Source organism: Pseudobacter ginsenosidimutans, assembly GCF_007970185.1.
GTDB classification, from domain to species: domain Bacteria; phylum Bacteroidota; class Bacteroidia; order Chitinophagales; family Chitinophagaceae; genus Pseudobacter; species Pseudobacter ginsenosidimutans.
Genome location: NZ_CP042431.1, coordinates 7,612,243 through 7,627,009, shown reverse-complemented (window position 1 = coordinate 7,627,009; position 14,767 = coordinate 7,612,243). Strand labels below are relative to the sequence as shown.

Annotated in this window: 12 protein-coding genes; 8 read left to right on the top strand and 4 right to left on the bottom strand. The window is 43.6% G+C overall.

The features are described from left to right. Window position 1: 1 nt before the first annotated feature. From FSB84_RS29930 to FSB84_RS29920, 3 genes are all read right to left on the bottom strand, one after another. Window positions 2-361, bottom strand: coding sequence for a nuclear transport factor 2 family protein (locus tag FSB84_RS29930; RefSeq protein ID WP_130543694.1), 360 nt, complete (start codon window positions 359-361; stop codon window positions 2-4). A gap of 391 nt (window positions 362-752) precedes the next feature. Then, window positions 753-1,250, bottom strand: coding sequence for a hypothetical protein (locus FSB84_RS29925; RefSeq protein WP_130543695.1), 498 nt, complete (start codon window positions 1,248-1,250; stop codon window positions 753-755). Between the two features lie 66 nt (window positions 1,251-1,316). Beyond that, window positions 1,317-2,579 (bottom strand): ATP-binding protein, encoded by a 1,263-nt coding sequence (locus FSB84_RS29920; protein ID WP_130543696.1) that lies wholly within the window; start codon window positions 2,577-2,579, stop codon window positions 1,317-1,319. Window positions 2,580-2,799: 220 nt separating this feature from the next. Between FSB84_RS29920 and FSB84_RS29915 the strand changes: the two genes are divergently transcribed. From FSB84_RS29915 to FSB84_RS29905, 3 genes are all read left to right on the top strand, one after another. Next, complete coding sequence (locus FSB84_RS29915) at window positions 2,800-3,957, top strand: ATP-binding protein (RefSeq protein ID WP_130543697.1); 1,158 nt, start codon at window positions 2,800-2,802, stop codon at window positions 3,955-3,957. A 79-nt stretch (window positions 3,958-4,036) separates the two neighbouring features. Next, window positions 4,037-4,627: an RNA polymerase sigma factor gene (locus FSB84_RS29910; protein ID WP_158644179.1), complete on the top strand. Its 591-nt coding sequence runs from the start codon at window positions 4,037-4,039 to the stop codon at window positions 4,625-4,627. Between the two features lie 60 nt (window positions 4,628-4,687). After that, window positions 4,688-5,857, top strand: a complete 1,170-nt coding sequence (locus FSB84_RS29905; RefSeq protein WP_130543699.1) for a FecR family protein — start codon at window positions 4,688-4,690, stop codon at window positions 5,855-5,857. Here the strand turns inward: FSB84_RS29905 and FSB84_RS30765 are convergent. Continuing rightward, window positions 5,851-6,345, bottom strand: a complete 495-nt coding sequence (locus FSB84_RS30765) for a hypothetical protein (protein ID WP_158644178.1) — start codon at window positions 6,343-6,345, stop codon at window positions 5,851-5,853. The two genes, FSB84_RS29905 and FSB84_RS30765, sit on opposite strands and share 7 nt — an antisense overlap. On the opposite strand from FSB84_RS30765, the gene FSB84_RS29900 reads away from it, so the two are divergent. The 5 genes from FSB84_RS29900 (at window position 6,310) to FSB84_RS29880 (ending at window position 14,740) form a co-directional block, all read left to right on the top strand. After that, entirely contained in the window at window positions 6,310-9,588 is a 3,279-nt protein-coding gene (locus tag FSB84_RS29900; RefSeq protein ID WP_158644177.1) for a SusC/RagA family TonB-linked outer membrane protein, read from the top strand. The genes FSB84_RS30765 and FSB84_RS29900 overlap by 36 nt on opposite strands. A 9-nt stretch (window positions 9,589-9,597) precedes the next feature. Beyond that, entirely contained in the window at window positions 9,598-11,058 is a 1,461-nt protein-coding gene (locus FSB84_RS29895; protein ID WP_130543701.1) for a RagB/SusD family nutrient uptake outer membrane protein, read from the top strand. 52 nt (window positions 11,059-11,110) lie between these two features. Next, window positions 11,111-12,022, top strand: a complete 912-nt coding sequence (locus FSB84_RS29890; protein ID WP_130543702.1) for a DUF4843 domain-containing protein — start codon at window positions 11,111-11,113, stop codon at window positions 12,020-12,022. Window positions 12,023-12,065: 43 nt separating this feature from the next. Beyond that, on the top strand, window positions 12,066-13,670 hold the full coding sequence (locus tag FSB84_RS29885) for a hypothetical protein (RefSeq protein ID WP_130543703.1): 1,605 nt from the start codon (window positions 12,066-12,068) through the stop codon (window positions 13,668-13,670). A 287-nt stretch (window positions 13,671-13,957) separates the two neighbouring features. Further along, on the top strand, window positions 13,958-14,740 hold the full coding sequence (locus FSB84_RS29880; protein ID WP_262713780.1) for an ABC transporter ATP-binding protein: 783 nt from the start codon (window positions 13,958-13,960) through the stop codon (window positions 14,738-14,740). Window positions 14,741-14,767: the final 27 nt, after the last annotated feature.

Below are 14,767 nucleotides of genomic sequence, written 5' to 3'. Positions count from 1 at the left end.
ATCACATGAAGAATTGTTCTGAGATCACTTTTCCATCGCGCAAAGTATATACACAGAGTTCCGGCATTTTCATTCTGCCTTTGCCTTTCATCGTTACATCCATCGTCATTACAAATGCGAAGGAGTTTTCTGCTACGATGGGTTCGCCTACTTCAAGGCTGTGCATTTCTTCCACCATGTTTTGGAATTTTTCGCCTTTGGCGAGAATGTTTTTCAGTCCTCTTGTTTCTTTTTCGAAATCATCGGTAGCATATGGTTCGATGCTGATCACATCTTCGGCGTAGAATTCTTTCTGGGCTGGTTCCCATTGTCCTTCGCGGCAATAATTGGCCAGTTTGGTGGCGATCTCTTTAGTGGTCATGTTATAGGTTTTATGAGATGGGATGCAAAAAATGGGCCTGGGGAGCCGTAGGATCCTATTATGGGATGGGGTATATTACTTAGATATCACTTTATAAGATAAGTGATCATCATTGCATTAAAGAATTAAATAACATGATGATGGATTAATTTCAGGCAAAACCAATTCTATGGCAAAAATACCAGCATCTTCCAAAGCAGCTATGGATGCGTTGATGAACGGGCTTTCCTTTTATACCATAAGAGGAGTGGACAAAGTGATTAGCCGGAGAAAAGGGGGCCAAAGAAATCCGCGATCCGCAAGAGTCCCAGGGGGGTGTCTATTCCAGCTCCCGTTTTTCGCTGCGCATAGGTGAAACTAATAGAGGGCTCAGTTTGCCTATGATCTTGATTTAATACCACAAATAGAAAATAAATAGGGCTCCGCTTATTCCAATAGCTACAGTATTCCAATGTCCTTTTCTTTCCGGTGAAGGCTTTATGATCCCCAACAAATTCAACAGTGCCCAGATTGCTAAGGCACCCAGAGCAATTAAAGAAATGTAATTGCCATTCATTGTGCCCATTGCCATTATATAGCAACCATCCGGCTCGCACCAGCTAATCTTTAACGGTTTTTTGAATATTAATGAACGATAAATAATAAAGGAATCACCTTTGGAAAGATAGTTGTACGGAGGCGCTGAAACATTGTAGCGACGGCCGCTTGCTGCAATTAGCCAGCGAGTTGAATGAGAGCGTGTAGGGCTGGTTCTGCTTATTTCAAAATCATTGGCTTCTTTAACTTCGGTTATCTGTGTGAAGGGAAGGATGAAGTTTTCCGCTGCAATTACTGTTACGAAGAACAGTACTAGCGCAGGAGCAAACCAGGGGCGTTTAATAATATTCAAGAGACAGATTTATTGTACAATAAAACGATGTTTCAGCTTTCAGAATAGTGATGTAAGCTGCGTATCCTACTGCCACAGCACTTGAAACGGCACTGCCCATAAATTCTTCCCAAACGGAACTGCTTCTTTTCCGGAATACAAAATAACCCCTCCTTTAAAATCTTTTGGAGCAGATTCGGCCAGCAACTGTATTCCTTTGAAATCATGGATGCTTACTGATTCAGATTTCTTTATTTCAATAGCGAAAATAGAGCCGTCCTGTTTCTCGATTACAAAATCAACTTCCTTACCATCGCTGGTGCGGAAGTGATGGAGTTGCCCTCTGACATTTCCGAATGATAATTGCTTCACCAGTTCGGTAGCTACATAGTTTTCAAGTACATGGCCAAACAATTCAGGTCTGTTCAATTGCATGTCTTCAAGTTCCATGCCCAACATATGTGAGAGTAGCATGGTGTCTGTAAGATATCCTTTGGGGGCTTTCACCAGTCGTTTTCCGATATTCCTGTACCAGGGTTGGACATCAAAATTGAGGAACATCATCTTAAGTATATTCCTGTAATTTTTAGATGTCACCGCATTGAGTCCAATGTCTCTTGCGATATCAGCGTCGTTGAGAAGGTTGCCTGCTCTTGTTGCAAGAACACGCAGGAGGGTAGGTAATAAAGCGATTTTGTCAAGTTCAGCCAATTGACGCACATCACGTTGAAGTATAGTTGAAAGATAACCATCGAACCAGCGGAATCTTTCTCCGCTATTGCTTGTAGAAATTTCAGGAAAGGTTGCCAGTTCGATTGCTTTGATTAAACTTAACCCATGACTGCTCATTGCATCAAAGTTCATAGAGAGTAATCTGGTCAAGCCATCGCATTTGCTTTGAATGGCTTCGGCTGTGCAAAAGGGATATAGCGTAAGAACAGACGTTCGCCCTACCAATGGGTCTGATAGTTGGGGGAGAGCCAGGATATTAGCAGACCCTGTAAGGAGGAACCGGCCATTTACATTCGACTTATCTTTTAACCTGATTTCATCCACCACAATTTTCAAAGCCCTGAATATTTCGGGTACCAGTTGCACTTCATCAATGATGAGGTTCCCCTTTCTACTGGTAAGAAATGCTTGCGGCTCTGCGGCGGCTGCCGCCATCTGAGTAGGACTATCGAACGTGATATAGGTAGCGCTTTCTTCAGCGTCCACTACAGGGGGGTGAGTAATATGACGTACTAATGTGCTCTTCCCTGACTGCCTGGGGCCATCCAGGAATACAACAGGGCTTACTTTGAGGGCAGCCTGGAGTTCCGAAGTAATTTGGCGCGGAATAGTGGTCATAAAAACTTTTACAAATATAAAATACTGTTTTTGATATTCTAAAATTCTACTTTAGATTTACAAAATATCTCTTTAAGTATTGATTATTAATTAAATATAGTTTAATCCGACAGCTGATTAAAGGCCTGCTTCCCATTTATTTATGCAATTTGTTCAATATTGTTTATGTAAATTGTAAATATTGGCTATGCTATTTGTGAATAATTTGTAATTTCATGTTATGAGCAACTTCATTCACAGACAAATAACCTCCCTTATTAAGGCTCAGATTTCAAAATTTCCGGTGCTCGCAATAACAGGGCCCCGGCAATCTGGCAAAACAACCCTCTTGAAAAACCTGTTCAGTGAATACCGGTATGTTTCTCTTGAAAATCCTAATACCAGGGAATTTGCAACTGTTGATCCTGTTGGTTTTCTGAATCAAAACAACAAATTTGTTATTCTTGATGAAGTACAAAGAGTGCCTTCGCTTTTCTCTTACATACAGGCGAGAGTAGATGAATCAGGTCTGATGGGACAGTTCATCCTTTCCGGATCTCAAAACTTTCATTTGTTGAAAAACATAACACAATCCTTAGCAGGTAGAGTAGCGCTGTTCAAACTGCTGCCTTTGGATTTTAATGAATTGAGATCAGCACAGCTTTTAGAAACTACTTACCTGCATGCTGCTATAAAAGGATTTTATCCTGCAATCTTTGACAGGCTAATTGACCCTGTAGTTTTTTATTCGAACTATCTGCAAACGTATATTGAGAAAGATGTAACCGAACTTCTAAATATTAAGGATTTAAAAGTATTCCGGACATTTGTTAATTTATGTGCTGGCAGGGCAGGACAGTTAGTAAATGTAAGCGCACTAGCCAATGAATGTGACATTACCAACCATATTGCCAGAGCATGGCTGTCTTTACTCGAAAGCAGCTACATAATTTTTCTTCTGCAGCCATATCACCAAAACTTCAATAAGCGGCAGATCAAAACCCCGAAACTATATTTCTATGATACAGGCTTATTGAGTTATCTGCTCGGAATCAGAACGCCTGAGGAACTAAGCGAAAACAGATCAAAAGGACAGGTATTCGAAAATATGGTGATTGCAGAATATCAAAAGAAAAATCATCACCAATACCTGCATTATGATTATTTTTTCTGGCAGGATAGCAATGGTAATGAAGTAGACCTCTTGCGGAAAACCAGTAATGGATTTGACATTGCAGAAATAAAGGCTACGGAAACTGTAAGCAATGCATTGTTCAAAGAGATGGACCGGTTTGAGCAATTAGCACAACCTGCAATAGTAGAGAAAGCACTCATTTACGGTGGCAATGAGAACGAAAACAGAAGCAACTACAATGTAACAAGTTGGAAAAACATCTAACTATTTCCCTCTTTACTCCATCCACATTCCATCATATTCATTTTTTCCGCACCTTTACACGTCAACCGTTCTTGAGCAATTGCCCCGTACTCAAATCCATAACGAACCCGAACTGCTGATTCGTCTTGCCCAAAGCGATGAAAAAGCTTACACCGAAATCATTGACCATTACGGCTCAGTTATCTACGGCCACTGTCTGATGTACGTCAAAGATGCTGGTCTCGCAGAAGAAATTACCCAGGACATCCTCTTCAGTATCTGGAAACAAAGAGCCGAACTTCCTTCCATCAGCAATTTTGCCGGCTACGTTTACCGGATGACCCGCAATCGCTCTATCAATGCATTCAAATCCAAACTGGCTGCCACTGAACCTCCTGCCGATCACTTGAAAAGCTGGCTGCATTCCCCTGACGCCAGCATTGAATACAAACAACTTTCCGAAGCGATTGCCCGCGGCGTTGAATTGTTGCCCGCCAGAAGACAACAGGTCTTCAAAATGAGCCGATATGAAGGTCTTTCCTACGAAGAGATCGCGCAGCAATTGAACATCGCCAAAAGCACCGTCAAAGATCATATCCTCGAAGCCCTGGTTTTCCTGCGCACCTATATCAAAGAGGAATACGGAATTGTTACAATCAGCCTTTTCTGGCTGGCTTCCCACAGCCGCTAAAAAATATTTTTGTCGCGGCCCCACCTCCCCTTAAAAATACCTGACTATACAATCATAACTATGACAGCAGACCGGCTTACATACTATATCGAACGTTACCTGGACGGCAGCATTACTCCCGAAGAATGGAGCATCTTACAGGAGCTGATGCATCAACCCGAAAGCCAGCAGGTGCTGGAGGAATTGATGGAAATTCAGCTCACTGCCCGCCACAGTGCTGGTTTTACCTATCCTTCTGTAATCGAAAGGCTGAAAACCGATCTCCTCGTGAAGGTTCAGCAAGAAAATTCCGCCCGTCAGACAACCATTAAACCTATCCCGCTCTACAAACGAAAATGGCTCCGCTATGCTGCAGCCATCCTTATTCTTACCACGGGTACATTTATTTACTATTTCAACAACAAAACCATTCAATCACCTGGTCCGGAAGAGATCGCCATTGCAAAAAATGATATCGCCCCGGGCACAAACCGTGCTGTTCTCACCATCAATAACAATCAGCGCATCGAACTCGATTCCGGCAAGAATGGTATCAGTATCTCCGGGAATATCACTTACAACGATGGCGAAAAGATTGCATCCGCCGGCCAACTGGTTCAACTCGCAACGCCACGCGGCGGTCAATGGCAGGCAACCCTGCCTGACGGTTCAGCGGTTTGGTTGAATGCCGCTTCTTCCATCAGGTTCCCTTCAACATTCAGTGAGGATGAAAGAAGGGTAGAAGTAACAGGGGAAGCTTATTTCGAGATCGCCAAAGATGCCACCAGACCTTTCAAAGTAATTGGCGGAAACCAGGAAATAGAAGTACTGGGTACCTCCTTCAACTTCAATGCTTATGACGATGAAGCGATCGTGGCTACCACGCTGTTGCAGGGTAGTGTGAAAGTATCACTTAGAAACGGAGCCGGCAAAGTGCTGATCCCCGGCCAGCAGTCGCAACTGCACAGGAACAACAGCTTCACAGTTACGAACAATGTAAATACCAGCGAAGTGATCGCCTGGAAGAATGGATTGTTCCAATTCAAAAATGCTACCGTTGAATCGATCATGAAACAGGTAGCAAGATGGTATGATATCGAAGTGAAAATCGAGTCCGGAGCATCACAGGAGATCGATGGTTCATTCCCCAGGAATACCCAGCTTTCCAATGTGCTGAAAATCCTGGAGCTCACTGATAAGGTCCGGTTTAAAGTTGATGGAAAGAAGGTGATCGTAATGCAAGGCTACTGATTATTCAAACTAAAATATAATTCAATGATGATGCTATAACCAGCACGCAGATTGGCATATAAAAAAAACCGGATCCCGCAGCGAACGGAACCCGGCAAGTAGTTAATGTTGATCTCATAAACAAACCGCAAAGACTGCTTATTGATAACCACTGTTGGGACAATTGCTTTCCCAACAGGTAAACTACCTATCAAAGTTATGCATTTAAAATTGCTTTGTACAGGCTTAAGGCCTGTGCCATGCTGTAATTTTTCTGTAGCCAAACGACAGCGATTATCCAAAATATTTCTGGTTATGAGATTGACGGCTATTTTACTAACCATTGCGAGCCTGCACGCCAGCGCAGGAGGATTTTCCCAGATCACACTATCCGTGAAGAATGCCCCCTTGAAAAGGTATTCAGGGAAATCACCAGGCAGGCGGGGTATAATTTCGTATACGGCAGCGATGTATTGAAAAAGACTGAAAAAGTAGATCTGTCTGTTCACGATGCTACTATCGAAACTGTATTGAGTATTATTTTCAACCACCAGCCCCTCACGTATTCCGTGATCGATAAAGTGGTGGTCATAAAAATTAAAGCACTGCCTTCACCCGTCATCGGTGAAGAGCTGCTGCTGTTTCAAAAACTGCAATTCAAAGTGGTGGATTCTGCCGGAGTTCCTGTTACCAGCGCCACCTTCCTGCTGAAAGGATCCAACATCAAAGGTTCTACTGATAATGATGGCGGGTTTACGCTCAGTAGTATCAAAGAAGGCGAAACACTTGTAATCACCTCAGTCGGATTTCTGCCACTAACCTTAACCGGTGCTCAATTGTTGAATGCTCCTATCGGTAAAATGGCTTTCACCAACAATGGTAGTTTCATCAAATCATCTGCCACTGCTTTTACATTTTACATGAAACAGGAAGTGAAAGACCTGGATGAAGTTGTGGTAAGCACTGGTATGTTCGATCGCAGAAAAGAGACTTTTACAGGCGTCACCAAAAAATATTCAGGTAAGGAAATTCGCACTGCCAGCCGGCAAAATATTCTGGAAGCGCTGAACCTGCTCGATCCCTCCCTGAAGATCATTCGCAATAACAATCTCGGCTCCGATCCCAATCAATTGCCAAAAATAGAAATGCGTGGGAGCAGAACCCCTCCGCCTCCCACCCCCGGACAGTACAGCCAGCAACTGAAATTGCAATACGAAAATGACCCCAACAGACCACTGTTCATTCTCGATGGATTTGAGACCAATCTCCAATCCATCATGAGTCTTGATATCAACCGGATCGCCAGTGTAACACTGTTGAAGGATGCTGCTTCTACTGCCCTGTATGGTTCCCGTTCTGCCAATGGCGTAGTAGTGGTGGAAACCATCCGCCCTACAAGTGGCGATCTGACCATTTCGTATACAGCTACAGGTACTGTAACGATGCCGGATTTGAGCGGATACAATATGATGACAGCGGAAGAATTGCTCAAATTCCAGGAACTGGCTTCAGTAGGAGTAGATGCACCTGGCCCCTTCGGTGTATTTGAGAACGAGGCCAACCTGCTACTTGTCAAACAAAAACATGCCTATCGAAAAAATGCCATTCTCGACGGGGTCAATTCAAACTGGATGAAAGTTCCACTGCAAACTGCAGGAACATTGAACCATCATTTGTCTGTAACAGGTGGCGATGGCTTTTTCAATTATACATTGGGACTGTCAAAGAACGGAAACACCGGCGTAATGAAAGGTTCTGAAAATAATACCAACTCGGGGTATGCCAATCTGAATTACCGTAAAGGGAAGATCACTGTTTCGAATAATCTTACCATAAGAGGCGACAAACGGGAAGGTAGCCCATATGGCTCTTTCACCAATTTTGTACGTATCCCGCCTTATTACCGGATCAATTATGCAGCCAGATTCCTGGAGGATCAACATACGGAGCATTTCGTTCAGAACAATTTTATGGCGAAGATGAGTTACAGGTTCAACAATCCGTTGTACAATGCACTTCTGCCGCATAAGAACACTGCCATAAGTAATATGATCACCAATAACCTGATGTTACATTGGGACCTGCTTCCTTTTCTGCGGGTGTCTGGTGGATTTCAATATGCAAAAACATCCGATCAAACCGATTTCTTCCTTTCTCCCCTTCATACCCAATTCAATGATGTAGAGGCACTTCAAAAAGGAAGCTATGAACAAAGCAACGCCGCATCGGAGAATTATAATGGATTTCTTACACTCACCTATAACAAAGTGATTGGAGGTAAGCATATCCTCACATCGAACCTGCGGGGTGATATTGCAAAAAATGCTACCAGTATTCAATCCATTTCCGCTGTAGGATTTGCCACCACGGCAGAGCCGCTGCTCTATCTGGCCAATTCATATAGTATCGACGGAAGACCACAAGGATCAGCTACCAGGCAAAACTCTATAGGCGTTACCGCCAGCTTGAGCTATTCATACGATATGCGTTACAACCTCGATCTCTCGTACAAATTATCCGGGGCCAGCAATTTCGGATCTGACAATCCTTATCAATCTTTCTACTCGATGGGAGCAGGCTGGAACCTGGGCAGAGAAAACTTTATGCAAGATGTACGCTGGATCGATCATTTGAATATCTCCGCTAATTTCGGTCTCACGGGAAATGAGAACGCAGGAAATTTCGGCTCAAAAAGCACTTACAAGCTCAACAATGCGCCTTCTTATTTTGGTGAATCCATTCAGCTGATGAGTTTTGGAAACCCAAATCTCGACTGGACTAAAACATATAGCTTAAGTTATAGCCTTTCAGGAAGATTCTTAAACAATATGCTCTCCCTGACACTGGCAGGTTTCAGGAATTTCACCGATCCAATGATCATCACAATGCCGCTGCCACTTTCTGTGGGGCTTACGGATGGTATTCCAAAAAATATTGGAAAACTAACAACCACAGGTCTCGATTTTCAATTCGATGCCCGTTTGATCAATAAAAAAGACTGGACACTCACTGTCGGCATCAATGCTCCCTTATTCTACAAAAGTGTTTACAGTGGATTGGGTGATGCACTGAGCAAGTTCAACGATTCTGCCCGCAAAGGTGGATACGCTCAAAGATATTATGACGGCGCCAGTCCGGATGACTTATATGCTGTACGCTCACTCGGTATCGGACAAGGAATGGGAATGGAAGTATTCCTGGATAAGGATGGCAATTATACTTATCTGTTCGATAAGAACAATGAAGTGGTAGTGGGCAGCAGCCGACCGGTATCTCAGGGAAATATCAATATGCGCCTGAGGTACCGCAGGTTCACACTCTCTGTATACACCCGTTATGTATTGCAGGAAATGAAGTTCAACAGTGCGCTGTATAACAAAGTGGAAAATATCACTCCGGAAAAAATGGAATTCAACCAGGACCGCAGGGCTCTTTATGTACGCTGGCAAAAACCAGGTGATGATGCCTCTTTCCTGGGTATCACACAGCAATCACTGGGCATGTCGTCCCGGTTCCTGCAAAAAGAAAATACATTGTATGTGGAAGGGATCAATTTCAACTATGATCTGCTTGACCAATATTCGCAAGGTCTGAAAGACCGCATCCGGAAGAAGCTGGGAATGCGATCACTCAATATGGGTATCACCACATCGAATATTTTCCAATTCCAATTGTCGAATATCAAACTGGAACGGGGTATCGATTATCCTTTCCAGCGATCTGTGACGGTTAACCTCAGTATCACTTTCTAAACCAGGAGAATGAAAAAATTACATCTTACCAATAGAACAATCCGGGTAACACTGGTGTGCTGCCTGCTGTCTTTCCAGTTCTTTTCCTGCAAAAAATTCCTGGATGTACAGCCCAGGGATTATATGTTCGAAGAAGAAGCCTTCTCCACAAAGAAAGGCGTGGAAGCTGCATTGAATGGACTGTATCAATCATTGCCTGATTCCATGCTGTATGGCAAAACCCTTACTATTGGAGGCACAGAACAGTTTGCACAGTATTTCTATCCCATCGCCGGCGAACACCAGAATCTGTTCAAGGATTATAACATGACTGCGGTGAGATCTTTGTTTTCGCAGGTATGGAGCAAGTCGTACCGCACTATTCTTGGCGCTAATGTTTTTTGCAGCAAGCTGGAGAACCCTTCCTTTAATGTGGTTGAGCCTGTTGAAAAAAAGATCCTGTTGGGAGAAGCCTATGCCATCCGTGCATTTTTACATTTTGATATGCTGCGCATCTTCGGTCCTGTATATGCCGCCTCTCCGGGTAATACCGCTATTCCTTATATAACAAAGCCTGCCATTGAAGCACAACCGCTTTTATCCGCCACTGCTGCAATCGATAAGATCCTTGAAGACCTGGATGCAGCTGTTAAACTGCTGGAAAAAGATCCCGTCCGTACCAAAGGCGCTGACCGCAGCGGAATGCCAGCTGATGGACAAGTAATGGACTACCTGTCTAACCGCCATCGCCGGATGAACTACTATGCTGTAAGGACCTTACAGGCAAGAGTACTCTTATATGCCGGCAAAAAAGAACTGGCAGGTACAGCGGCACAATCGATCATCGCAGAACAGGAAGCGTTCTTCCCCTGGCAAACTGAACAGCAAATGGCCTCAGATCCCTTGCTGAGTAAAGAGACCTTTTTTGGGATCGATAACAGGAGCCTGTATGATTATTACCGCCGTATGTTCAGTCCCCTCGTTCATGATGAAATGATCTATACACCCACACAGGAAAAGCTGGATGCAATGTATGATCCTGCATCAACCGATCTTCGTTTACGATACTGGTTCAAAACAGGAGTGGAAGGCAATAAGAACTACAAGGTTTTCGTAAAGCATAGTAACGCCAATATCACAGATGCCACCTTCAGGTATTATCAGCCTCTGATCAAAAAAGCTGAGCTCTACCTGATTGCCGCAGAAACGGCGCCTGATCTTCAGCAAGGTTATTTTTACCTGAACAGTCTGCGATTGAGTCGCGGCCTCACCCCTGTGAATTATCAGCCTGCCAGTACCTCCGCTGATCTGTTATTGGAGATCCGCAAAGAGTATGAGAGAGAGTTTATTGGTGAGGGACAAACTTATTTTATGTTCAAGCGACTGAACCTGGGAACTATCACATCGTATACAGGTACCAGCACCGTTACAATGGATGCCGGTAAATATGTTGTGCCGCTGCCTGAGGACGAAACTTATTATCGTCAATAAGTGCAGGATGATCCCCAGCTAACTTCAATGCGTTATATCAAAAATGTGATCCATGCAAGCCAACAATAAATCGAATACACTCCAACTCCTCAGCCTGGCAATAGTGATGATTTCACTCTTGTCTTGCAAAAAGGAAATGCCGCCAAAATTTTCGGGTGAGGATTTCACCTATTTTGTCAATACCAATATTCTCGATGCAAACGTCAGAAATATTCAGAATGTATACGTTGCAGAAAAGGAATTTTCCTTCCTCATCAGTTTCAATCAAATGGATACCCTGAAATTAAATGAGGTGTACAATCACAATTTATTGATCAGGGCAGAAGGAAGAATGTCAGACAAGAACCGGCCCGTACTACTGGAAGTGGAAGGGAATGGCGTTGAATATGCTGTGCTGCCTCCTCTTGATTCTATCTATATCAGCGCCAACGAGTCGGTACATAAACTCAAGCTGAAACTGGTCAGACCACCATTGTCTGACACGGCAACAAAAACTTTAACACTCACCCTGAAGAATAACCAGTTTTTCAAACCTGGTAATCATACCTGGTACAGGATCACCTACAAATTCGGGAACATGCTTCAGCAGCCTGCTTATTTTGACAGGAATGAAACTTTCTATGGTAATTTTTCTGCTGCGAAAATGATCGTGATGCAGGAAGCTGTCAATCGTAAGGGCGCGGCCTATTGGCAATCGAATGCGAATATGACCACGCTGAATAATTTCATCGATCTGCAAGCTGGCAAACACCTGTATTTCGATCCATTCAGTTTTAACGACCTCTATAATTTTATTGATGATACTGAAATCCTCTTAACGGGCATTTCATCAGGGCCGTTGAGGGATGCCTATAACAGTATCAAAACAGAAATCATCTCCCTTTCCAAAACCCTTCTTATTGAGAAGAAGAATGCCGGACATCCTGTACTGGACGGAAATGGTAATGAGATCAGTTTCCCATGATATGGTTTTTATGTTTCAATTCAAGTTTACCAATACTACAACAATGAAATATTTATATAGTTTTTCTGCATTCAAACCCGGCCCGCGAAAGCTATGGCCCGGAGCGCTGCTGGCATGCTCGATACTGCTTATCATCAGCGGCTGTAAAAAAGATCTTGTTAGTGCAGATTCAGGTAACTCAAAAGAATTTGTGCTTGAGTTACCTTCCGGAACTACTACAATCATCAAAGGGATCGAAGGCGGAGATTCCATCAAAGCCAATATCCGTATTCCCGGTGAACCAGCAGGTTTCGATACGGCAGACTATCATTTCGTATGGACCAACCTCAATACACATGATACCATCAGTCACCGCTCTTACCTGACTTACGGGGATTTCGAAAATCAGGACCCTGCCAGTATTCCCTGTCTGCTCACCGTTACCGAAAAAACAACCGGTAAATCGAAACTGGCCAATACCAGCGTGTTCCTGACTACGGCAACCCGTGAAGGTTGGGTATTACTCGGCGACAAATCCGGAACAGCAAAATTGAGCGTGCTCACTTATACTGCTAACGGGTATAAAAAATTTATCGATATCGAATCCGAACTGGGTATTCATTTACCAATTACCGGTAAGCCTGTTTCTCTCAACAATATCGGAGCCGATATACCATGGGGTTTGAGTCCTTATCAATGGATGGGGCTGACCACCGATAAGGAAATAAAATTTTTCAGAAGCATGGATTTTATGGTTAATGAAGATATTACCGGTTATCTCAATCAAACGATGGTGCCCACTGAAACTTCTCCTGTGGTGCTGAATGTTTCCGGAGAAAGCAGTTTTGTGGGAACACAAGACAATAAAGTCTACAGATTCGTCACTTTTTATATGAGCTACTTTGGCATATACGCACATGACATGTTCAGCACCTCTCCGCCATTGGAACCCGGTGCGCCAGCCTTCAAAGCCTCACCTGTTCATACTTTAACCGGACCTGGATGGTTAGCTACCGAATTCAACAGGTTCCTGTATGATATGGAGAACTATGAATTTGTAAGAGCCCATGCACAAGGAAATTCAAATGTCAATGGAGTGTTCCCTCTCAATCTTCCTTTTTCTAAAAATGGCTTCCTGCCCAAAGCAATGAACACCAAAATGGAAGGTATGATCGATGAAGATCTCATTACAGCCTTCCTGTATAACCCGGTTACTGAAGAAGGATATGTGATCGAGTTCCTTTCCAATGCCATCCTGAAATCTGTGAAGAAAATGAATTCAGCAGACGCAAAGGAAGTGGCCGGTTCTCCTTTTATTGAGATCAACACCAGTACCAATTACCTGGTCTATACCAAAGGAAATCAAGTGAAAGCCTATGATTACAAAATGGGTCAGGCAATCAACCTTCTCACTTTCGCCAATGAAACCATCAGCCTTATCAAAATGCAACGATATACACCAGGCATGGTCAGAACGCCTGGCAGACAAGCCGTCTATAATGAACTGTTCAAGAGATTGGTGGTGTGTACTTACGATCCTGCCAACCCGGATAACAGTGGCATATTCAGACAATACGAACTTCCGCTGGGCCACCAGCTGCCTGTAAAGGAAGCGGAAGAAACCGGGTTCCCGAAGATCGTGGATGTTACGTTCAATCCAATGCCCTGATGAGTAAAGGGTAGAAGTAATTGAACGGTGCTCAATACTGGTACAGGCAGAGTTTGAAAAAATTTTTCCTGTGCTTCAGGGATCCTATTGCCCAAAACTTTTACCTGATTTCATAATGATCCTATTAATCATACAATTCAATATGCAACAATGAGCAGTATTTTAAAAGTTGAAAATCTTTCGCATAAATACAGTACGGCCTGGGCCATCAGGGATATCAATCTCGAGATCAACCAGACGGGGTGATTGGTTTGCTGGGTTCCAACGGAGCCGGTAAATCAACCACCATGAATATTATTTGCGGAGTACTCAATCAAACACAGGGTAATGTTTTTATCGATGGAAAGGATACCCGGAAAGAGGCAGAGGCTGCAAAAATGAATATTGGCTTCCTCCCGCAAACGCCTCCGCTCTATCCTGATTTTACTGTGAACGAATACCTGCATTACGCTGCTGACCTGCGGCTGATGAACAAGAACAATATCAGGTCTGCCGTAGCAGAAGCGATGGAACGAACAGGCATTTCACATTTCAGCTCACGCCTCATCAATAACCTGTCCGGTGGATACAAACAACGTGTAGGCATTGCACAGGCTATTTTGCACAAGCCGAAGCTGGTAGTGATGGATGAGCCCACCAATGGGCTCGATCCCAATCAGATCATTGAAGCACGTAAACTCATCAAAGAGATCGGTAAAGATCATACTGTACTGCTGAGCTCACATATCTTATCGGAAGTGCATCTGCTCTGCCGTGATGTGATCATGATCGAAGGTGGACAAATCGTATTCTCCGATACGATGGACGCTTTCAATAATTATGTTCAGCCCGGAAGTGTTTTGGTAAGAATGGAAAATCCGCCACCGGTTTCCGATCTGCTGAAAGTGCCCGGTGTTTCACGCGCAGAATACCTCACCGAAAAACAGGCCCGCATTTATTTCGAAGGAGACCAGGAGGTCACTGAAAATATCATTGAAGCAGGCGTTCAGCATAGATGGAAGATCAGGGAAGTGAACCTCGACAAAAACCTGCTGGACGACATCTTTAAACATCTTTCAAATCAATCTTAACACTTATCATCGATGAAAACGATTCTC

What these genes read in the sequence shown, in the direction of transcription:
- FSB84_RS29895 (WP_130543701.1), top strand. Translation starts at nt 9,598, where the DNA reads ATGAAAAAATTACATCTTACCAATAGAACAATCCGGGTAACACTGGTG.
- FSB84_RS29885 (WP_130543703.1), top strand. Translation starts at nt 12,066, where the DNA reads ATGAAATATTTATATAGTTTTTCTGCATTCAAACCCGGCCCGCGAAAG.
- FSB84_RS29880 (WP_262713780.1), top strand. Translation starts at nt 13,958, where the DNA reads ATGAATATTATTTGCGGAGTACTCAATCAAACACAGGGTAATGTTTTT.
- FSB84_RS29920 (WP_130543696.1), bottom strand. Translation starts at nt 2,579, where the DNA reads ATGACCACTATTCCGCGCCAAATTACTTCGGAACTCCAGGCTGCCCTC.
- FSB84_RS29915 (WP_130543697.1), top strand. Translation starts at nt 2,800, where the DNA reads ATGAGCAACTTCATTCACAGACAAATAACCTCCCTTATTAAGGCTCAG.
- FSB84_RS29930 (WP_130543694.1), bottom strand. Translation starts at nt 361, where the DNA reads ATGACCACTAAAGAGATCGCCACCAAACTGGCCAATTATTGCCGCGAA.
- FSB84_RS29890 (WP_130543702.1), top strand. Translation starts at nt 11,111, where the DNA reads ATGCAAGCCAACAATAAATCGAATACACTCCAACTCCTCAGCCTGGCA.
- FSB84_RS29905 (WP_130543699.1), top strand. Translation starts at nt 4,688, where the DNA reads ATGACAGCAGACCGGCTTACATACTATATCGAACGTTACCTGGACGGC.